The 20,119-nt window shown below is 70.8% G+C and carries 14 protein-coding genes and 2 tRNA genes; 9 read left to right on the plus strand and 7 right to left on the minus strand.

Features of this window, described 5'->3' with window-relative positions; translation table 11 throughout:
- Positions 1-60: 60 nt before the first annotated feature.
- Entirely contained in the window at positions 61-996 is a 936-nt protein-coding gene (locus BLV57_RS32290) for a helix-turn-helix domain-containing protein (RefSeq protein WP_091295437.1), read from the minus strand.
- Between the two features lie 99 nt (positions 997-1,095).
- Between BLV57_RS32290 and BLV57_RS32295 the strand changes: the two genes are divergently transcribed.
- Positions 1,096-2,103: a saccharopine dehydrogenase family protein gene (locus BLV57_RS32295; protein ID WP_091296028.1), complete on the plus strand. Its 1,008-nt coding sequence runs from the start codon at positions 1,096-1,098 to the stop codon at positions 2,101-2,103.
- A gap of 4 nt (positions 2,104-2,107) precedes the next feature.
- Here the strand turns inward: BLV57_RS32295 and BLV57_RS32300 are convergent.
- Positions 2,108-2,179 (minus strand) — tRNA-Gln (locus BLV57_RS32300).
- Position 2,180: 1 nt separating this feature from the next.
- Positions 2,181-2,257 (minus strand) — tRNA-Leu (locus tag BLV57_RS32305).
- 573 nt (positions 2,258-2,830) lie between these two features.
- On the opposite strand from BLV57_RS32305, the gene queC reads away from it, so the two are divergent.
- From queC to BLV57_RS32330, 5 genes are read left to right on the plus strand one after another with little or no spacing between them, the layout of a single operon-like run.
- A complete protein-coding gene (gene queC / locus BLV57_RS32310) occupies positions 2,831-3,529 on the plus strand; it encodes a 7-cyano-7-deazaguanine synthase QueC (RefSeq protein WP_091295440.1) in 699 nt (232 codons plus the stop codon).
- On the plus strand, positions 3,526-4,161 hold the full coding sequence (gene queE, locus BLV57_RS32315; RefSeq protein ID WP_091295441.1) for a 7-carboxy-7-deazaguanine synthase: 636 nt from the start codon (positions 3,526-3,528) through the stop codon (positions 4,159-4,161). Before queC ends, queE begins: the two co-directional genes overlap by 4 nt.
- The gene (locus tag BLV57_RS32320) at positions 4,161-4,637 is read left to right on the plus strand and encodes a 6-pyruvoyl trahydropterin synthase family protein (RefSeq protein WP_091295444.1); all 477 of its coding nucleotides are present in this window, start codon (positions 4,161-4,163) and stop codon (positions 4,635-4,637) included. Before queE ends, BLV57_RS32320 begins: the two co-directional genes overlap by 1 nt.
- Positions 4,634-5,260: a GTP cyclohydrolase I gene (gene folE / locus BLV57_RS32325; RefSeq protein WP_245757613.1), complete on the plus strand. Its 627-nt coding sequence runs from the start codon at positions 4,634-4,636 to the stop codon at positions 5,258-5,260. The genes BLV57_RS32320 and folE overlap by 4 nt, the downstream gene beginning before the upstream one ends.
- Positions 5,261-5,271: 11 nt before the next feature.
- On the plus strand, positions 5,272-6,138 hold the full coding sequence (locus BLV57_RS32330) for a class I SAM-dependent methyltransferase (RefSeq protein ID WP_091295447.1): 867 nt from the start codon (positions 5,272-5,274) through the stop codon (positions 6,136-6,138).
- Between the two features lie 614 nt (positions 6,139-6,752).
- Here BLV57_RS32330 and BLV57_RS32335 read toward each other — a convergent pair.
- On the minus strand, positions 6,753-7,280 hold the full coding sequence (locus BLV57_RS32335; protein WP_091295448.1) for a CGNR zinc finger domain-containing protein: 528 nt from the start codon (positions 7,278-7,280) through the stop codon (positions 6,753-6,755).
- Positions 7,281-7,305: 25 nt separating this feature from the next.
- Here BLV57_RS32335 and BLV57_RS44270 point away from each other — a divergent pair, with 25 nt between their 5' ends.
- From BLV57_RS44270 to BLV57_RS32345, 3 genes are all read left to right on the plus strand, one after another.
- Positions 7,306-7,437, plus strand: coding sequence for a hypothetical protein (locus tag BLV57_RS44270; protein ID WP_281244449.1), 132 nt, complete (start codon positions 7,306-7,308; stop codon positions 7,435-7,437).
- A 373-nt stretch (positions 7,438-7,810) separates the two neighbouring features.
- Positions 7,811-9,130 (plus strand): helix-turn-helix domain-containing protein, encoded by a 1,320-nt coding sequence (locus BLV57_RS32340; protein WP_091295451.1) that lies wholly within the window; start codon positions 7,811-7,813, stop codon positions 9,128-9,130.
- Positions 9,131-9,186: 56 nt separating this feature from the next.
- Entirely contained in the window at positions 9,187-13,902 is a 4,716-nt protein-coding gene (locus BLV57_RS32345; RefSeq protein ID WP_091295452.1) for an nSTAND1 domain-containing NTPase, read from the plus strand.
- A 1-nt stretch (position 13,903) separates the two neighbouring features.
- Here the strand turns inward: BLV57_RS32345 and BLV57_RS32350 are convergent, their stop codons facing one another.
- Genes BLV57_RS32350 through BLV57_RS32360 form a run of 3 tightly spaced genes read right to left on the minus strand, consistent with a single transcriptional unit; the run spans position 13,904 to position 20,119 of the window.
- Entirely contained in the window at positions 13,904-16,765 is a 2,862-nt protein-coding gene (locus tag BLV57_RS32350) for a PKD domain-containing protein (RefSeq protein ID WP_091295454.1), read from the minus strand.
- A 19-nt stretch (positions 16,766-16,784) separates the two neighbouring features.
- Positions 16,785-18,977, minus strand: a complete 2,193-nt coding sequence (locus tag BLV57_RS32355) for a transglutaminase TgpA family protein (protein ID WP_091295457.1) — start codon at positions 18,975-18,977, stop codon at positions 16,785-16,787.
- The gene (locus BLV57_RS32360) at positions 18,974-20,119 is read right to left on the minus strand and encodes a DUF58 domain-containing protein (RefSeq protein ID WP_091295460.1); all 1,146 of its coding nucleotides are present in this window, start codon (positions 20,117-20,119) and stop codon (positions 18,974-18,976) included. Before BLV57_RS32360 ends, BLV57_RS32355 begins: the two co-directional genes overlap by 4 nt.

The following is a 20,119-nucleotide window of genomic DNA, read 5'->3' on the forward strand; positions in this document are numbered from 1 at the left end:
GGCGGGCGCACCCAGGCGACAGGGAGGACGGCCGGGCAAAGCCGGGAAACCGTCCCGGGGTCAGCTGCGGAAGGTGCGGCGATAGGTGTCCGGCGGCACGCCGACCGTGCGGTGGAAGTGCCGCCGCAACGTGGTGGCGGTGCCCATGCCCGCCGCCTCCGCGATGGCGTCGACGCTCTCGTCGGTGGTCTCCAGCAGCTCCTGGGCCCGGCGGATCCGCTGGGTGAGCAGCCATTGGAGCGGGGTGGTGCCGGTCGCCGAGCGGAAGTGACGGCCGAGGTTGCGTGAGCTCATGTTCGCCTGGCGGGCCAGATCCTCGACGGTGAGCGGCTGGTCGAGCCGCTGCGCCACCCACGGGAAGAGGGCGGCGAGCGGCCGGTCGTCCTGAGGCGGCACCGGCGTGGTGACGAACTGGGCCTGCCCACCCGCGCGGTGCGGCGGCACGACCAGCCGCCGGGCGACCGCGTTGGCGATCGCCGAGCCGTGGTCGGTGCGGACGAGATGCAGGCAGAGGTCCAGTGCGGCGGCCTTGCCAGCGGCGGTGAGGACGGTGCCGTTGTCGACGTAGAGGACATCCGGGTCGACCTCGACCCGCGGATACCGCTCGGCGAGCGCGTCGGTGTGCGCCCAGTGCGTGGTCGCGCGCAGCCCGTCGAGCAGTCCGGCGGCGGCCAGCACGAACGCGCCCGTGCAGAGCGACACGATCCGCGCGCCCGCTTCGTGGGCCGCGCGGACGGCGTCGACGAGGTCGGCAGGCGGGTCGGTATCGGCGTCGACCAGCGCGGGCACGATGACCGTCCCGGCCGCGGGCAGGTGGTCGAGACCGTGATCGGGTTCCAGCAGGAACCGGCCGACCCGCACGGCTTTCGCGCCGCAGACGGTGAAGTCGTACCAGGGATCGGTGATGTGGGTCAGATCGGACCCGAACACCTCAGAGGCGACGGCCAGCTCGAAATGCAGCATGCCCTCGGTGGCGGCGAGCGCGACGGTCCTCATGTCCGAAATTGTACGGGAGATGGCATTCCGGACACTGGTCGGCGGGCGCCCATGCGGACAGGATCGTCCTCAGCAGATGGATCCAGCCGGGGAGTGAAGATGGAATCGGGTCAGCGGGTCACGGTGTTCGGCGCGTACGGGCACACCGGGCGGTTCGTGGTCGCGGAGCTGGTCGAACGCGGGTTCGTGCCGGTGCTTTCGGGTCGTGACGCGAGCAAGCTGGCGTCGCTTCCGGCAGGCGAGATACGGCAGGCGTCGATCGACGATCCGGCCTCGCTCGACCGCGCATTGGCCGGCGTGGCGGCCGTGATCAACACCGCCGGGCCGTTCGCCGACACGGCCGCGCCGGTGATCGAAGCGGCGCTGCGCGCGGGTATCCCGTACGTCGACGTGGCGGCCGAGATCGAGGCGAACGCGGACACGTTCGCCCGGTTCACGGGCGCGAACACCGTCGTGCTCCCAGCGATGGCGTTCTACGGCGGGCTCGGCGACCTGCTCGCGACCGCCGCACTGGGCGACTGGACCTCGGCCGACGAAGTGCACGTCGCGTACGGCCTGAGCAGCTGGCACCCGACGGCGGGCACGCTCGCCGCCGGCAAGGTGTCCCGGGACCGGCGCGGCGGCAAGCACGTCCGGTTCGCCGGCGGCCGGCTGGAGTACACCGACGACGGCGGCTCGGCGATGAAGTGGGAATTCCCGGCGCCGCTGGGCGAACGCGACGTCATCGGCGAGTTCACGATGGCCGATGTCGTCACGATTCCCAGCCATGTGAAGGTTTCCGAGGTACGCACCTACATGGCGGCCGAGGCGGCGAAGGATCTGCTGGCCCCGGACAGCACGGCGCCGGTCGCGGTCGACGACCTCGGCCGGTCTTCGCAGACCTTCCTGGTCGACGTGATCGTGCGCTCGGGCGGCGAAGAACGCCGGATCGTCGCGCGCGGCCAGGACATTTACGCGGTCACCGCCCCACTCGCGGTCGAGGCGGTGCGGCGGATTCTCGCCGGGCAGAACCGGGTGAGCGGCGTCGCTTCGGCCGGGGAGTTGTTCGACGCGCCCGATTTCCTGCGCGCGCTGGCTCCCCACATCACGGTCGACACCGTGCTGTGACAGGCTCCCGGTCCAGGGCTCGAACCTGGACGAGCGGATCCAAAATCCGCCGTGCTGCCTATTACACCAACCGGGAATGGTGCGGTTCCGGGGACTCGAACCCCGACTGGACCGGCCCTCGACCGGACGCCTCTGCCAATTGGGCTAGAACCGCTCGCCGACGCACCAAAAAAGCCGCCTGACCGGTTTTCCGGCGGGCGGCTCTTGGGCTTGACGAGGAATCACGTCACAGCAAGAGCCTGCCTCGAAGCAGGTGACCAAGCTGCTGCTGTTGTGCCCACATGACCTGCTCCTCGCTCGACGTTGTGCGCCCATCATCGCCAGCCCCGCTCCGAACCGTCAATTCCTTTTCAGGGGTCGTGAGTGTTTAGGCCGGTTAGAACCGGCCGGAACACTCACGACCCCTTAGTGTGCGAGCGGGATCGCAGGTCGCGAGAAGCGCGGGTAACCACGGGGCGTTACCGGATAATTCCCGTTCCAACCGTCCGGTTTGTCACCGTCCTTTGTCGACAGTCGGGATGTCGATCAAGCAAACCGGGCACCACCAGCGATTACGCCGCGTCGCAAGTCGTTTGGGACCAAAGCTGTTTCTCGGTACGGGCGAGGCAGTTGACAGACAACGGTGGCGGAAAGTCACGATTTTACGAATTCGGTACTACCGTCGGACTTTGTGTTGATAGTCCGCGCTCGACTGTCGCTCCCCCAGCAAAGGAACCGGTGAATCATCATGTCGAAACCTGCGATCGTGCTGCTCAGCGGCGGCCTCGACTCGACCACCACCTTGGCCATCGCGAAGGACCAGGGCTTCGCGCCGTACGTGTTGAGTTTTCGTTACGGGCAAAGGCATTCCGTTGAGCTGACCGCCGCGCAGCGGGTAGCCGAGCATCAGGGCGTGGAACGGCACATCATCGCCGACATCGATCTGCGGGTGTTCGGCGGCTCCGCGCTGACCGATGATATCGAGGTGCTCAAGGGCCGGACGGAAGCGGAAATGAACGAGGGAATCCCGAGTTCGTACGTTCCGGCACGCAATACGATCTTCCTTTCCTTCGCGCTCGCGTATGCCGAGGTCACGGGCGCGCGGGACATCTTCACCGGGGTCACGGCCGTGGACTACAGCGGCTATCCCGACTGCCGTCCCGAGTATCTCGCCGCTTACGAGACGATGGCCAATCTCGCGACCAAGTCCGCGGTCGAGGGCGAGAGCCCGATCAAGGTGCACGCGCCACTGCTGCGACTGTCCAAAGCGGACATCATCCGTACCGGGACCCGGCTCGGCGTCGACTATTCGCTGACTTCGAGCTGCTACGACCCCGACGACGAGGGGCGCGCCTGCGGCCAGTGTGACACCTGTGTGCTGCGGCTCAAAGGTTTCACCGAAGCCGGTGTGCCCGATCCGGTGCGCTATCAGGGTGTGTCGGCATGACCTATCACATCAAGGAGATCTTTTATACGCTGCAAGGAGAAGGCAGGCACGCGGGACGGCCCGCGGTGTTCTGCCGGTTCTCACGCTGCAACCTGTGGACCGGCCTCGAAAAGGACCGGCATCGCGCGATCTGCCAGTTCTGCGATACCGACTTCGTCGGCACGGACGGCGAGAACGGCGGTAAATTCCGCACTCCGGAAGCGCTCGCCGAAGCCGTCGAGAGCCTGTGGCCATCCGAGTCCCACGAGCAGCGGTTCGTCGTCTGCACTGGGGGTGAGCCGCTGCTGCAGCTCGACACCGCGGCCATCGACGCCTTGCACGCCAAGGGTTTCGAGATCTCCGTCGAGACCAACGGCACGCAGGCTCCGCCGGACGGCATCGACTGGCTGTGCGTCAGCCCGAAGCTGGGTTCGCGGCTGCTGGTCGAACGCGGCGACGAGCTGAAACTCGTCTACCCGCAGGAAAACGGTGAACCCGAGCAGTTCGAGCACCTGAAGTTCGACTCGTTCCGGCTCCAGCCGATGGACGGGCCCGACGCCGAGGCCAACACGCGCGCCGCGGTCCGCTACTGCCTGGAGCATCCGCTGTGGCATCTCTCGCTGCAGACGCACAAGTATCTCGGGATCGCGTGATGGGCACGCACACCGTGCTGGTCCGGCACAATTTCGAGACCGCGCACCGGCTGCCGCACCTGGCGGGCAAGTGTCTCAACCTGCACGGGCATTCGTGGTGGATGGAAGCGACGGTGTCCGCGCCGTCGCTGACCGCCGGGACGGTGGTCGAGTTCGGTGATCTCAAGCGCCGGGTGCGCGACTGGATCGACACCCATCTCGACCACGGCGCCATGCTCGGCGCGGCCGATCCGCTCGCCTGCCTGCTCCTGGAGCACAAGAGCAAGGTGTTCCGCTTCGGCGCCGGGGATCCCGACCCCGCCGAACGGTTCGCCGAAGACCTCGCCTACCCGACGGTCGAGGCCGTCGCCGAGCTGCTGGCCAGGGTCGTCGGCGACGCGCTGGGCAGCCTCGACCACGCGCCCGGCGCGTTCGTCTCGCGGGTCTCCGTGAGCGAGACCCATGTCAACGCCGCCGAGTTCAAGGAGTCCCGATGACACTGACCATGCCGAACACCGCGCTCGAAGATCCGTGGCACGAGAACGCGCTGGCCGAGGCGGCCGGGCACGCGCGCGCCATGTTCGAGGCGCTGGGCATCGACTGCGAGACCACGTCGACCGCGCGGACCCCGCACCGGTTCGTCAAGGCGCTCGCGGAGCTGACCAGCGGGCTGCGGCAGGATCCGGCCCGGCATCTGCGGGTGCAGTTCCCCGCGGAGTCGGCAAGCCAGGGCATCATCGCCGCGGTCGACGTGCCGTTCGTGGCCGTGTGCGAGCACCACGTGCTGCCGTTCCTCGGCCGGGCGACGGTCGCGTACCGGCCCTCGCCGGGCGGGCGCATCGTCGGGCTGTCCAAGCTCGCGCGCGTGCTGCAGGGGTACGCGGCGCGGCCGCAAGTGCAGGAGCGGCTCGGCGAGCAGGTGGTCGAGGCGCTCACCACCGAGCTCTCCTCGGATGCCGCGGCCTGCCTGATCCGCTCCGAGCACGCCTGCCTGACGCTGCGCGGCGCCGAGGCGCACGGCGCGGTCATGGTCACCACGCACCTGACCGGCGAGTTCACCACCGACCCGTGCCTGCGCGCCCAGGTGCTCGCGCTCGCCCCCGCCCACGCCCGCCGCTGAGAGGAACCGTCATGACCTTGTCCACCGTCTCCGGCCTCGACGCCGCCGCGGTGCGCGCGCATCCGCTGTGCGGACCCGCCGAATTCATGCCCGCCCGCTACCGGGGCCCGCACCGGCTCGGCCATCTCGGCTGGCTCGACTTCACCAGCAGGCTCGAACGCGGCGAGGAGACCTCACTGGTCTGCTCGGCGACCGCGGCCAACGAGCGGGTGCTCGACGTCGGCGGCGGCACCGGCGAGCTCACCCGCGCCGTCGCCGTCCAATTAGGACACTGCACGACCGTCGAGCCGCACTCCGAACGCGTCGCCGCGCTCAACGAGTACGCCGAGGCAGGCGGCACCGGCACGATCGAGATCCTGCCGGGCCGCGCGGAATCGCTCCCGTTCACCGACGGGACGTTCGACGCGGTGATCGCGACCTGGATCCTGCCGTATGTCGACGATCTGGAGCGCGCGGTCCGCGAGATGGCGCGGGTGTGCGACCCGCGCCATCCGGCCGCGAAAATCGTGCTGATCGGCGGGGCCCCGGACAACGAGCTGGTGAGCATCCTGAACCAGGCCTGCGTGCCGCTCGCGGGCGAGCCGCACGACCACCAGGGTCACCTGCTCGCGGTCGCGGCTGGCATCCTCGCCGGGGAGGGCTTCGGCGACTTCACGCTGTACCGGACGGAGGCGTCGCTGCGCTTCCCCGAGCCGGACCCCGAAGCACGCGTCCACGCGGCGGCGGAGACGCTGGTCAACTTCTGGTTCGAGGGTCACCCCGCGGGCGCGGAGCTGCGGCGCGCGGTCAAGCCGGTGATCCGGCGGCACTTCGAGCGGCGCCCGCACGCCATCGGCGACCAGGGCACGGTCCTGGTCGCCCGCCCGCGCAAGCGGTGACGCCCGGGGTCGCGCGGTAACCCGCGGGATAAAGCCTGCTTTTCTCCGCGGGATAAAGCGGGCTTTATCCCGGGGTCGCGCGAGCCTGGGTCCGGCCGGGGTCTGGGCTCGCCCGAGAGCTGGGTCCGCCCGAGCCTTGGGTTCGCCCGGCGTCTGGGGTCGCCCGAGCCTTGGGGTCAGTGAGGGCCTCCCTCACCACGGATAGCTTGGTGAAGGAGGCCCTCACCAAACCGCAATTGGTGAGGGAGGCCCTCACTCGGCCGCCCTGGGTGAGGGAGGCCCTCACTCAGGTCTGCTGGATGAAGGCTCCCTTCATCCAGGTCCGACTGTATGAAGGCTCCCTTCATCACGCCTGGCTAGATGAAGGCGCCCCTCATCCAAGCCCAGCCGGATGAAGGCTCCCCTCATCCCGCCTGGCTAGATGAAGGCGCCCCTCATCCAAGCCCAGCCGGATGAAGGCTCCCCTCATCCCGCATAGCTGGATGAAGGCTCCCTTCATACAAGTCCAGCTGTATGAAGGGAGCCTTCATCCGGCCCAGCGCACCCGTCCTCCCCCAGCCCAGGGGGTCGTGAGTGTTCCGGCCGGTTAGAACCGGCCGCACCACTCACGACCACTACGAGGCGAGGGCGCGCTTAGCTCGGTGACGACGGACCGCGTCGCGGTTCGCGCAGGTGGGCGAGCAGTAGCGCTGCTGCCCGCCCCGGCTGAAGTCGGCGAAGGGGTTGCGGCACTCGGTCAGCTCGCAGCGGCTGAGCCGGTGCATGCCGCGGCCGGTCAGGTGCAACGCGGTCCCGACGCTGATCAGCGCGCGGAGCAGGCGCGCGACCGGGAGGCCGTAGTCGCGGTAGTGGATGTGCCAGCCGTCGCCCGCGTGGTCGGTCAAGCGAGGGTACGCCGACGACTCGGCCAGCAGCTCGTTGAGCAGCGCGGCCCTGGCCTGCGGGTTCGAGGCCTCGACGACCCGCAGCCAGCGGCCGAGGAAGACGTTCACCTCCGCGAGGTCGTCGGCGGTCGCCGCCTGCTCCAGCACCACGCCCGCCCCGACGCAGCGGGCGGTCAGTTCTTCGGCGGTCAGCGGCGGCGACGTTGTGAGGCTCGTCGCAAGCCGGACCGGATCTTCTCCGTAAGGGTTCAGCCGCATAGGACCATTACAGCATCCTGAGACCATGGCTGCTTCACATACATGGGTCACCACCTCGAGCCATTTGACCAGCGAAGGCTGGGTCGTCTACCAGCGTTGTCTCTGCGGGGAAACGCGCATCGTGCTGAACAAGGAGGCCGTGCACCGGTCTTCGTAGCCGGTCGCGGCAGCAGGGCACCCCCAGTTCGGCCTTGCTGCCGCGACCGGCTCTCCCTCCGGCTCACTACGGGCGGGCCGGGTGTTCTCGCTGGCGCACGTTCAGCATGCCCCGATGGGCTGCCCTTGTGGACGGGTTGCCCGTCGCCTCGGGCGACAGGAGCCGGGCGACGGGGCGACCGGATGGCGCAACGCCCTCAAACTCAGTTGCATGCAGCCGCGCACGCACCCCGGTCCCGATCCCTAGGTGCCCGGCACCGTGATCGGTAACCTGGCGGAGGTGGAGACGTCGCCATGGTCACGTGCGGCTGATGCCGAAGACCCCGGACGCGACGCTCCCAGCGCAAGTGATCCGGTCGAGGCACGGAGTGCACATGACTGAACAGCCCGCCACTTTCGGCGTTGAGCTGCGGCGTCGGCGGACGGACGCGGGGTTCTCCCTGGCGACCTTCGCCCAGCGAGTGCACTACAGCAAGGGCTATCTCGGCCGGATCGAGACCGGGGAGAAGCCGGCGACGCTCGACCTCGCCCGACGCTGCGACGCGGCGTTGGAGGCGGGCGGAGCGCTCGTCGCGCTGGTACCCAAGGAAGCCACCCCGTCCGATCCACCCGCGATGGCCACCTCTGAGCCTGACAGTGAGCCTGACAACGAGGTGTGGGTGATGACCATGGAACCGGACGGGTCGAGCAGGCTGGTGCCGATGCGGCGCCGTGAGGCGCTGGCCGTGGGCGCGGCCTCGCTGCTCGGGCTGACGCTCGGGTCGCAGAGCAGTGCCGCCGCCGCGCGGCAGGACAGCACGATCGTCGCCTTCAAGGCGCTGTTCGAGCAGACGAGACAGCTCGGCCAGATCACCGGCCCGAGTGTGGTGCTCCCGACGGTGATCGCGCAGACGCACACCCTGCGCGGGCTGGCCACGGGCGCCGACAGCCGGTCGCGCGCGGAGCTGCTGCAGCTGGCCGCGCGCTACGCCGAGTACGCGGGCTGGATGACCCAGGAGGCTGGCGACGACCGCGGCGCGCTCTGGTGGACGCGGTCGGCGGTCGACATGGCCAACGCCGCGGGCGACACCGAGCTGAGCACGTACGCGCTGATCAGGCAGGCGCTGATCACGCTGTACCAGGACGACGCCGCGAGCACCATCGGGCTCGCGCGGCAGGCGGGCTCCGACCCGCGCACCCCCGCCCGCATCCGCGGCCTCGCCGCGCTGCGCGAGGCCCAGGGGCACGCGCTGGCCTGCGACTACGACCAGACCCAGCGCTCGCTCGACCTGGCGCAGCAGCTGCTCGCCGACTCTGCGGACAAGAGCAAGGACGGCGTGGTGACCGGCTCCGCGTCGGTGACGAGCACCCGGCTGCAGGCCATGGTCGCCGGCTGGTGCCTGCACGACCTCGGCCGCCCGCAGCAGGCCGGTGACCTGCTCGACGCGCAGCTCAACGCGATCCCCGACTCCGCGCGCCGCACGCACGCCCGGTTCGGCGCGCGCCGGGCGCTGGCGTACGCGTCGGCTGGCGAGATCGATCACGCGTGCACGCTCGCGCACCGGGTGCTCGACAGCGCGGAGGTGGTCGACTCGGCGACCATCCGCGTCGACCTGCGCCGCCTCACCCGCACGCTGGCCAGATGGCACAGCCACCAGCCGGTCCGTGATCTCTACCCGCGCCTGAACGCGGCGTTGCGGACGCCCATCGGCTGAGTTCGCCGCCTTGCTACCTTGGGACATCGCTGGCAGCCGATGCTCAGGGGGAACGCGTGGGCGGTGTGTTCGTCAACTACCGCACGGGCGACGGCGACTTCGCGGCGACGCTGATCAACCGGGTGCTCACCGCCCGGTTCGGCGCCGACCAGGTGTTCCTCGCCAGCCGGTCCATCCGCCCCGGCGAGGACTTCACCAAGAAGATCATCGAGCGGCTGCACGACTGCGACGTGCTGCTGGCGGTGATCGGCGCGCGCTGGCATTCGGTCACCGACCGGCAGCGCAAGCGTGAGCTGACCGCGCCGGACGACTGGGTGCACCGCGAGATCGCCGAGGCGTTCCGGCACGGCCTGCGGGTCATCCCGGTGTTCCTCGACCACGCGGTCGCGCTGACCGAGGCCGAGCTGCCCGACGACATCGCCGCGCTCGCACGCTGCCAGTTCCTCCGGCTGAGCCACCGCAACGACGCCCGCGACCTGTCCAGGCTGGTCGACGAGCTGTCCGATCTGGTGCCCGGCCTGGTGCTGAGCCGGGTGTTCACGGCCGCGCCGCCACCGCCGAGCCGCAACCTCGAACCCAGCGCCTGGCTGCGCGCCGAGTACCAGCTCGTGCCGTTCGCGGGCCGCGAAGGCGACCTCAAGATCCTGCGCGACTGGACCGACACGCCGAAGTCGGTGTCCGGGCACCTGGTCAGCGGACCGGCCGGGCAGGGCAAGACGCGGCTGGGGCATCAGCTGTGCCAGGACCTGGCCGGGTACGGCTGGGTCACCGGGTTCCTGCACGAGAACGCCGCCGTCGCCGACATCGAGAACCTGAGCAAGATCGACAGCCCGCTGCTGGTCGTCATCGACAACCCCGAGCCGAGGTCCGACCAGGTGCAGGCGGTGGCGACCGCGTTCATGGAGCGCCCGCCGACCGCGCCGCCCGCGCGCCTGCTGCTGCTCAGCGGCGAAGTCGGCGAGTGGCTGCGACGGCTGCGCACCCATGACGACGACCGCGTCCGGAGTGTGTTCGGCACGCTCGACGTGCAGGTGCTCGCGCCACCACCGGGCCGCCGCGCCGAGTTCCACCGCGCGGCGGCCGCCTATGCCGGCTACCTCGATGTCCCGGTCACGGACCTGCCGGTGCCCGGCGATCTGGAGCATCAGCGCTACGCGACCACCAGGGCGATCCACGCGGCCGCACTGCTCGCGCTACTCGACGAGAACCCCGGCGAGGACCTGCGGCCGGACGCGCGGCTGTACCGCGCGGCGCGCCCGGAATGCCCGTACCGCGGCCTGCAGCCGTTCCAGGAGCAGGACGCCGAGGTCTTCTGGGGCCGTGACCAGCAGATCGCCGACCTGGCCAAGGTGATCGACCGGCACCGCATGGTGATGGTGTTCGGGCCGTCGGGCTGCGGGAAGTCGTCACTGATCAGGGCGGGCATCCTGCCCCCGCTGCGCCGCGACGACGTGGCGCTGACCGTGTTCCGGCCCAGTCCCGACATCGCGCCGCTGGAGCAGCTGACCCAGGCGCTCGCACCGATCGTCGGCGCCGACCGGCTCGGCGTGAGCGGTGATCTCGGACTGCTGGCCGACGCCGTGGTCGAGACCGTGGGACGGCTCGTCCTGTTCGTCGACCAGTTCGAGGAACTCGTCGCGGTCAAGCCCGAAGCGGCCAGGGAAATGCTCGAACTCGTCGCCGACCTGGTGCGCGCGGCGCCGCTGCGGCCTGCCGGCCCGCCCGCCATCCGGGCGGTGTTCACCGGGCGCTCCGCCGACCTCGACGAGGTGCTGACCACCGACCTGGCCGCGATCCTGCACACCGTCCCGCTCCCCCGGATGGGCCAGGAAGGCTTGCGCACGGCCATCACCGGCCCCGCCGACCTCCCGCTGGTCTCGTTCGAACCGGGACTGGTCGACCGGATCATCGCCGACGCCGCCGACTCACCGGGCAAGCTCCCGCTGGTCGAGTTCGCCCTGACGAGGCTGTGGGAATCGCAGCAGGGCGGCACGCTGACCCACCGCGGCTACGACGAGCAGGGCGGCGTCACCGGCGCGCTGGCTTCGTACGCGCAGGAGGTCAGCACCGAGCTGCTGCTGCCGAGCGAGCAGAAACTCGCCGAGCAGCTGCTCGTCCAGCTGGCCAGGCCCAACGACGACGGCGGCTTCACCCTCACGCCCGCCCGGTTCGACCAGCTCGACCCCGAGTCGCGCGAGCTCGCGAGGACGCTTTCGAAGCACCGGCTCGTGGTCGTCCGGCACGACCCCGGTCAGCCGGAGATCGTCGCGCTCGCGCACGAGGCGCTCGTCCAGCAGTGGCCGCAGCTGCGCGAATGGCTGGCCGCCGCCCACGATTTCCGTGCCTGGCAAGAACAATTGCGCATCGCGCTCGGCCAGTGGCAGCTCGGCGGCCGTGACCCGAGCACGCTGCTGCGCGGCAACCCGCTGACCACCGCCGAGGACTGGCTGGCCAAGCAGCCGATCGGCCTCACCGCCGAGGAACGCGACTTCATCACCGCCAGCCGGAGCCACCAGCGCCGGGGTGTCCGCCGCTGGCGCCTGGTGACCGCGCTGATCGGGGTGCTGGCACTGGTCGCGACCACTTCGGCGGCGCTGGCGTTCAGCCAGAACAGCGAGCTCAGCGGCCAGCTGCGGACGGCGGCGGCGGTCGCGCTCGCCCAGGAGTCCCAGCGCCGCGACGACTCGAACCCGTTGACAGCACTGCAACTCGCCGAAGCTGCGTGGCGCCACGGCCCGAACCGGCCCGAGGCCTACTCGGCGCTTTTGCAGCAATATCTCAAGTTCTCGTCGGTCGACGAGATCAAGTCCGGACTGTGGACCGGCGCCCTGGCCGACGCCACCACGACTCCGGACGGGAAGACCGCCGTCACCGCCGAGGAAGACGGCAAGATCACCGCGTGGACGGACCTGCTCGGCCGGTCCCCGCAGCGCTGGTTCGTCGCGACGGTGCCCACGGTGCAGACGATCCTGGTGAGCCCGGACGGCCGCTGGCTCGCCGCGTCGGACAACCGTGACGGCATCACGCTCTGGGACCTCGTCCAGCACCGAGGGCCGCTCCCGCTGCGCACGCCCACCGCGAAAGCCGACGAACGCGGCAAGCTGGTCAGCGCGACCTTCTCGGCGGACGGCGGCAAGCTGATCACGACGGTGCTGCGCAGCGGCACGCAGCCCGCCGTCGAGGTGTGGGACGTGCAGCAACGCCAACCCGCGGCACCGGGTTTCAACGCCCCGGCACCAGCGGAAACCAGCACAGCGCTCTACGTGGCGCCGGACGGCACGAGCGCTTGGTTCGCCGAGCAGCAACCGGGCGGTTCCGCGCGGACGGTGCTGCGCGACCTGGCGACGGGCGCCGAGATCCGGTCCACACCCGCGGACACCGTCACCCCGGGTGGGTTTTTCCTGCGATGCCAGGACGGCCGTTTGTCCATTTTGGACCCGACGAGCGGCGCGGTCCGGTTCACCAGGACGGTCCCCGCGTGCCCCACCGGGCTGACCGACCTGAGCGGGCGGTTCGCGGTGTTCGACGACAGCTCGGCGAAGGACGCGTTCGGCGTGCTCGGGCTGATCGACCTCGGCACCGGCCAGGCGTTCACCCTGCCGCGCCCGCGCACCGTGCGACCGCGTCAGGCCAACGACCTGACCAAGTTCAACACCGAGCCCGTCTTGGTATTGCCCGGCCCCGGCGGGCCTTCGGTCTTCCAGCTGAGCACCGACGCGCTGCTGCGGTTCCGCGTCCCCGACGCCACCGACGACCTCGCCGGTCCCGCCCCGTCGACCCCGCCGGGCACGACGGCGCTGAGCTGGGACGGACGGCTCCTGGCGACACTGACGCAGGACGGGGCACTGCAGGCGTACGACCTGGGCAGCCGCACGCGGATCGCGTTCAAGACGAGCGGGGTGAAGCTGGCCGCCAACCCCCAGCTCACATTCAGTGCCGACGGCATGTGGCTGACCGCGATCAGCACGGACGGCGACGTGCTGGTGTTGTCCACCACCACCTTCACGCTCGCCAGGACCATCAAGGTCCTGCCGATGTATTCCAAAGACGTGGCGCCACCACACCTCTCGGTCGTGCCTGTGTGGGCCGACCAGGTGCTGATCCTGCACGGTGGTGAGCTCGGCACCTGGAACCTGAGCACCGGTGGGGCGATCCGGAATCCGCTGCAGATCCGCGAAGGCTACGCACAAGCACAGGAGTTCGCCCGTGACTCGGTGGCACTGCCATGGCAGGAGGCCAGGGTGGAGGTGCTGATCGCGTCGATCGACGGGGTGGAGCTCTGGGACACGAGCTCGGGCCAGCTCAAACGCTCGGTGCAGCCACGGCCGGGCAGTCCCACCCCGGAGATCATCACCGACGCCGCGGGCACCCGGGTCGCGATCCACTACAAGGCGGCCAACCAGCTGACGATCTGGGCCCCTGAACAGGAGGATGTCCGGCAGCGTCCGGTGCCGCTGCCCGGCGACCTCTCACTCGTCGCGTTCACCGCGGACAACAAGTTGATCTCCAGCTCGGCCGATGGCGGGGTGCAGGTCTGGGACCTCGGCTCGGGCAGCGGCATCGCGAACTTCCGCGTGCCCGGCGCGTCGGGCGGCTGGTCACTCTTCGGCGACGTGCTGACCACCGCCACCCGAAGCGGCCCGCTGTCGATCGACATGACCCCGGCCAAGTGGATCGATCACCTGTGCCGTGTCAACGATCGCGACTACACCGCCGAGGAGCGCGCGCTGCTCCCCGGCGGAACGGACCCAGGCCCGCCCTGCGGCAAGTGAGCTAACCTCGGCCGCAGACGACCCCCCGGCAGCCTTGCGGATCGCCGGAGGTGGTGTTGCCGCCGCCGTCGACGACGGCCGTGCCCGGGTTGACGTTGATGCCGAACCGGGCGTTGTTCTTGGTGTGGTTGCCCTTCACCACGACGATGACCTGATTGTCCTTGATGTCAACGACCGTCAGCCCGTCGTGCCCGTATGTCTCGTCTCCGGTCCCGAAGCCGTTCCCGGCGAACTCGTTGTCTGAGATCTCGACAGTGGTGCCCGGCGCGCCCACCCAGCCGAAATTGACAATGACACCGGACGCCTTCGCCCCGAGGAAATGGTTCCCGGAGAGCTTTCCCCATGCGGAATCCGTGATCTCCAAAGCTCGGTTGTCCGCGTCACGGAAGACGTTTCCAGAGATCGTGAAGTGCTTCCAGGACATCATCAACACCCTGGAGCCGTCGAAGGTGTTGTTGGTGAGCACGTTGTCGTCGGCGCTGGATTCGCCGAGCGCCAGCGTGCTGTTCGTCACCGTCGCGATCTTGCAGCCAGGCGCGAATATGTCGATGGCCACCGTCATCCGGTCCGCCGTCACCGATGATCCCTGCTGATCACAGGTAAAGTTCTTGACCTTCAGCAGACCGTCCTGGAAGACGCAGGAGCTGTTGTCGCCGCAGTGAGAGATGGCGTGGTAGGAATCGCTGCCGGTGAGGTTCGACCCGACGGCCGTCACCGAGCTTCCATGGTCGAACCTGAACGGGCTGAACGCGTCCATCGTCGAATTGCGGATCTGCAGATTGCGCGTCCGCTCCGCGGTGATCGCGAAATGATCGAAGTTGTCCTGGGCCAAGCCCCTGGCGGTCACGTGGTCGATGGTGACGTCGGCGGCGTCGGCAACCACGATCCCGTCCGCGAACTGCCGGACCGTGCCGTTGCGGATGGTGACCTTCGAGCCACCGGTGACCACGATGCCCTTGCGCGCGGCCGAGGTGCTGTCCGTGGACAGGGTGTGGCCGTTGAGATCGAGCGTCACATCGCTCGCCGCGATCGTGACGCCGACACCGGTCGAGCAGATCAGGTCGGCGGTCAGCACGGCGTTCGTGGTGACCTTGTCGCCGCAGCGCACCTCGTGGGGCGCGGGCGCCACCGTCACCTCCCGGGACTGCTCGACCGTCGTGGCGCCGCCGGTGACCGCGAGCTTCACGGTGTAGGTGCCCTCGGCGGCGAAGACGTGCTGGAACTCGGGCGCGGTCGAAGTCACGACCTCACCGCCGGCGCCGGTGACCGACCAGGCCAGGCCCGAGTAGCGGCCGCCGGTGAGTTCGGCGCTGATGGTGGCCGCCCTGCCCACCTGCGGCACCTCCGGCGTCACCACCAGCTTGACGATGCGGGGCGGCGCGTCCGCCGAGTCGATCACTACCTGGGCTGCCGCACGGCCCGTCTGCCCGGTGCTCAGCTGGGCCGAGACGTTCACGGTGAATGTGCCTGCCTGAGACCACCGGTGCTTGACGCCCGTGCCGGTGGCCGTAGCGCCGTCACCGAAGGTCCATTGGGCGCCGGACACCCCCACCGCGCCGGTGCCGCGCGCGGTGAGCTGGAACTCGTCACCGACCATGCCGTGGTCACGCGGGCTGATCTCGATGGACACCGCGGTGGCCGTGTCGGGCCCCGGCTGGGGCCCGGTCGGCGGGACCGGACCGGTGCCGGGATCGCCGCCGGTGGTGGGAAGCGGACCGGGATCGCCGATGCCGGGAACCGGGGTCGTGCCCTCTTCCGGCTTGGCCGGGTTGTACTTCGAGATCGGGCGGACGCCGCCCTCGCCGCTGAGGATGCCTGCCTGATCACTCAGCGGGTCGTTGTAGAAGACCATGCCGTCGCGGCTCAGCAGCTCGAAGCGGACCGGGCGGTTGAACAGCTGGCGCTCGGCGAGCAGGCGCCGCTGCGCGAGGTCGACGATGAACGCCTTGCCGGTCGCGTAGTCCGGCACCACCACGCGGTTGCCGATCTCGACAGCGCGGCCGAGGTCGCCGGGGCCGGACAGCGGGATGGGCGCGCAGGAGCCCGCGTCGAACCCGCAGACCAGGAGCTGGCCGCGGGCGCTGTCCGAGATCAGCAGCCTGGCTTCGCCGGACGAGCCGCTCACCGCGACCGTCTCGCCGGGCGCCAGGTCGACCGGGAGGGACTTGGTGACCTTGCCGTCGGTGTCGAGCAGCTCGGCCGTGCGGCGCGCGGTGTCGACGATCGCGGGGTGCCCGCCGGTCAGCGTGAGGTGCGCGCTGCCGGGCGTGTGCGCCTGCGCGCGCGAGTGCCGGTTGCCGCCGTAGTGCCAGACCAGGTCGCCGGTCTGCTCGTCGAGCACCCAGAGCCTGTTGTCGGCGTCCATCACGGGCTCGTCGGGGACCGCGCGGACGTTCAGCGGAACCCCGCCCAGCGGCTGCAGGGTCTTGGCGTCGGACTTCGTGAACATGCCGCTCTGCGTGTCGAGCGTGTAGACGGCGTCGGCGGTGGGGAACACCGAGAGTGAGGCGCCCGCACCGGCGGTCACCGGGGCCGGCTGCGTGCGCTCGCGCGTCGCGCCGTCGACCCTGACCAGCGAGTCGCGGGTGCGGTTGAGCACGTAGCCGGTCAGCCCGTCCTGCACCGCGGTGAGGACGCTGCCCGGCTGGTCGACCTGGACCTGCGCGGCCACCTCGGCCGACGTGCCGTCCAGCAGCGTCAGCTGCCCGACGGAGCCGGAGGCCACCCACGCGGCCCCGGAGTGCAGGCGGACCTGGGGAGCGACGTCGCGGGTGTCGGCTCCGGCGACCAGCCCGGCCACCAGTGTGACGGCGCCCATGATCCCGGCGGCCGTTCTGAGCCCGCGCGGCAGCGGAAGCTTCACGTGATCACCTGATTCCCCATCATTTCAGCGAGCCCCGTCGCTGCCTGTTCCCCCGAAGGAGCGGCCGGGGATCGAGCCTCGCCCGCATCCATAGTAGGGACTGACTCCGCGGATACAGCTGGGTTCGCAACTGTGATTCCAGTTGCCATGCCTCGGCGACGGCGGCCTCGTCCGGCTCGCGGGGCGCGTAGACGGCGGCCGTGGCCAGCGGCGCCAGCCCGACCACCGCGCCGGCGGCGACCCCGAGCACGGCCACCGCGCGGTCGGCCGTCTCCTTCGCGGTCAGCGACGCCGACACCGGCACGCCCCGCTCGATCAGCCGGTCGACGGCCTCCTGCCAGGCGCCGAGCACCTTCCCGGCGTTGGTCGGGGCGGCGCGGCGACGCCAGCGCCGCCGCGCCTTCTCGGCGAGGATCAACACCACCCCGAGCAGCAGCAGCGCCGCCAGGACGGCGGCGACGAGCCCGGCGCCGCGCGCGACGGCGTTGCCCGCGCCGGCCGGTGACGCGGCGATGTCCGGCGACGGCGCGACGACCGGCGGCTTGCCCAGCGGCGGGTTCGGCGGCTGCTGGCCCGCCACCGGCAGTTCCGGGCGCTGCTTGCCGTCACCGGCGCTGCCGCTGAGGTCGGTCGGCTCGAACGGGACCCAGCCGTAGCCGTCGAAGTGCACCTCGGCCCAGGCGTGCACGTCGTGGCTGGTCACGGTGTATCCGGCGGTCGACGGCCCGTCGAGGCGGTACCCCGCGGCGACCCGTGCGGGGAAGCCGGCGGCGCGGGCGAGCACGGCGAAGGCGGACGCGCGCTGCTCGGCGAAACCACCGCTGGACGGCCCGCCGGTGAGCAGCTTGAGCAGCGCGCCGTACGAGTGGCCCGGCTGGGCGTCGACGTCGTAGCGCAGGTCGCGCAGGTAGTTCTCGATCTCGGCGAGCTTCCCGTACGAGGTCGGCTGGGTCGCCGTGAGCTGGCTCGCGAGCGCGGGGAACAGCGGCGGCAGGTCACCGGGCAGTGCGAGGTAGCGCTGGTATTCGGGTCCCTTGCTGGGCGACGCGGTCACCAGGCCGTCGTCGCGGACGGGGAGCTTGCCGGTGACGTCGTAGGAGGCGCCGCGCAGGGGCATCGCCGTCGCCAGCACCCCCGAGGCGGTCGAGAAACCGATCGGGTTCCGGGTGTCCTGCGCCAGGCCGAGCCTGGTCGGCCAGCCGGGCTCCGGCAGGAACGGCCCGGGCAGCGCATCGATCGTGATGTGTGCGCTGACCTCCTCCGACCTGGTCTGCGCCGGGTCGGCGGCGAGCTGCTTGCCCGCGACCAGGAAGCGGTCGCTGGACGTCCAGAGCACGCCGTCGAAGGTGTCGAGCGCGGCGACCCTGATCCGGTCGAGGCGCGGGCCCGCCGTCTGCCGCACGGTGAACAGCTTGCGCGGGGGTTCTTCGCGGAGCTGGCCCTTGAGCTTGGCCAGCGGGGTGATGGAGTCGGCGATCCGGACCGGGGCCTGGCGCAGGTCGCGCGGGTCGAAGCGGTCCGCGCCGGTGGCCAGCGGCGACGACTGTCCACTGAGGACGGCCAGGGCCGCGATCGCCGCGATGGCCGGCAAGCCGAAGGCGAGCCTGCTCGTCATGGCCTGCTTGTGGCCGGACGTGTCGACGCCGGTCCAGTCGGCGCGCAGCAGCGTCAGCAGGAGCACGGCCGCCAGCAGCAACACCGTGGGCAGCAGCTGGAAACCGGGCTGTTTACCCGCGAGGACGAGCGCGGCGGCGAAGGCGACGACCGGCGGCGCGCCCGGCGCGAGCACCACGCGGGTGCGCAGCGCGAGCGAGGTCGCGAGGAACGCGGCGAGCCAGGTGAGCAGTACCGGCGTGCCGAGCAGGTCGCCGCGGACGTCGGCGGGCGGCGCGACGGTGAGCAGCCTGGCCCAGCCGCCGAAGACGCCTTGCAGCACGGCGGTCGCGGTGCCGCGGGTCGGGAGTCCACTTTGGAGTGTGCTGCCGAAAACACCGTAGACGGCCAGCAGCACGAAACTGCCCGCCGCGGCCACCACGGTCCAGCCAGCGCGCCAGTGCAGCAGCGCGGCGGTCGCGGCGACCACCACGCCGACCACGGTCGCCGCGCCGAGCGGGGCCAGGTAGCCCGCGGTGGCGAAGAGCCCGCCGTAGACCAGGCCGCTCGCGATCACGGCGGCGGCGCACAGGAACGCCTCGATGAGCCGCCGGTTCATAGCGGGATCAGCTGGTTCCACTTGGCCGCGAAATCGGCGCTGGTGCGCGCGTCGATCGCGAGCACGCCGTGCGCGGCGGCCAGCTCGCCCGGCTGGCCGAGCTGGATGAGGTTGACGGTCAAGAACCACCGCCGCAGCGCGGTGAGCGCGTCCAGATGCGTCGCGTCGGCGCGGCCGGTGACCACGCTGAGCGCCACCCCTTCGTCGGCGCTGACCAGGTCGGTCACCAGATCGGTGAGCGCGAGCAGGCCGCGGTCCCCGTCGCCCCGCTCGATCCCGGCGAGCCGGTCGAGCGCGCCGGTCACCCCGTCGTCCAGCCCCTCGGTGATCGGGTGCCCGGTGGTGCGCAGATCGAGCGTGTACCCGGCCTCGCCCGCCGCCTCGCACAGCGACGCGGCCACCCGGACGGCGTCCTCGAACGACTCGTCGGTGTAGGGCCCCTCGCTGGTGTCGAGCACGACCAGGTGGCGCGGCTCGTCGGGAATCACGTTGCGCCGCACCATGAGCGTGCCGGTGCGCGCCGAGGACGCCCAGTGGATGGCGCGCCAGTCGTCGTCGGGCTGGTAGTCGCGCAGGCTGTGGAACGAGACGCCGCCCTGCGGGGAGTTGCTCGACGTCGGGCCTTCGACGTCACGCGGGCCGCCCAGCGGCAGCGGGGCGATGACATGGGACCTCGGGTGCACGACGAGCGCCGTCGCCGGGCCCCGGCCGCGGCTGAGATGCAGCAGCCGCAACGGGTCCGCGTGCCCGACGCGCAGCGGCGGGATCTCGTGACGGCCGCGGCGCGCGGTCGGCACCGGGTACCTGGTCTCGAAGAACGCACCGGCCGCCAGGCTCGGCAGCGGCACCGAAACCCGGCTGCCCGCGATGTTCTCCGTGACCAGCAAGGGAAGGCTGCGGCGATGGGCGACGTTGGTCACCCGCAGCACGGCGACCGCCGGGTCACCCTCCCGCACCCGCGCGGGGCTGATCTGGCGCGTGGCGTCGAGCCGCGGCCTGGCCAGCATCCACAGCGCGGCGAGCAGCAGCGCCGCGAACCCGGCGGCGCCGAGCACCACCAGCTCCGGATAGTCGGCGGCCGTGCCCGCCGCCGTCAGCACCACGGCCGCACCGGCGACCGCGCCCCCCGTCCTCGTGATCAC

Source organism: Amycolatopsis xylanica (assembly GCF_900107045.1).
Taxonomy (GTDB): Bacteria; Actinomycetota; Actinomycetes; order Mycobacteriales; family Pseudonocardiaceae; genus Amycolatopsis; species Amycolatopsis xylanica.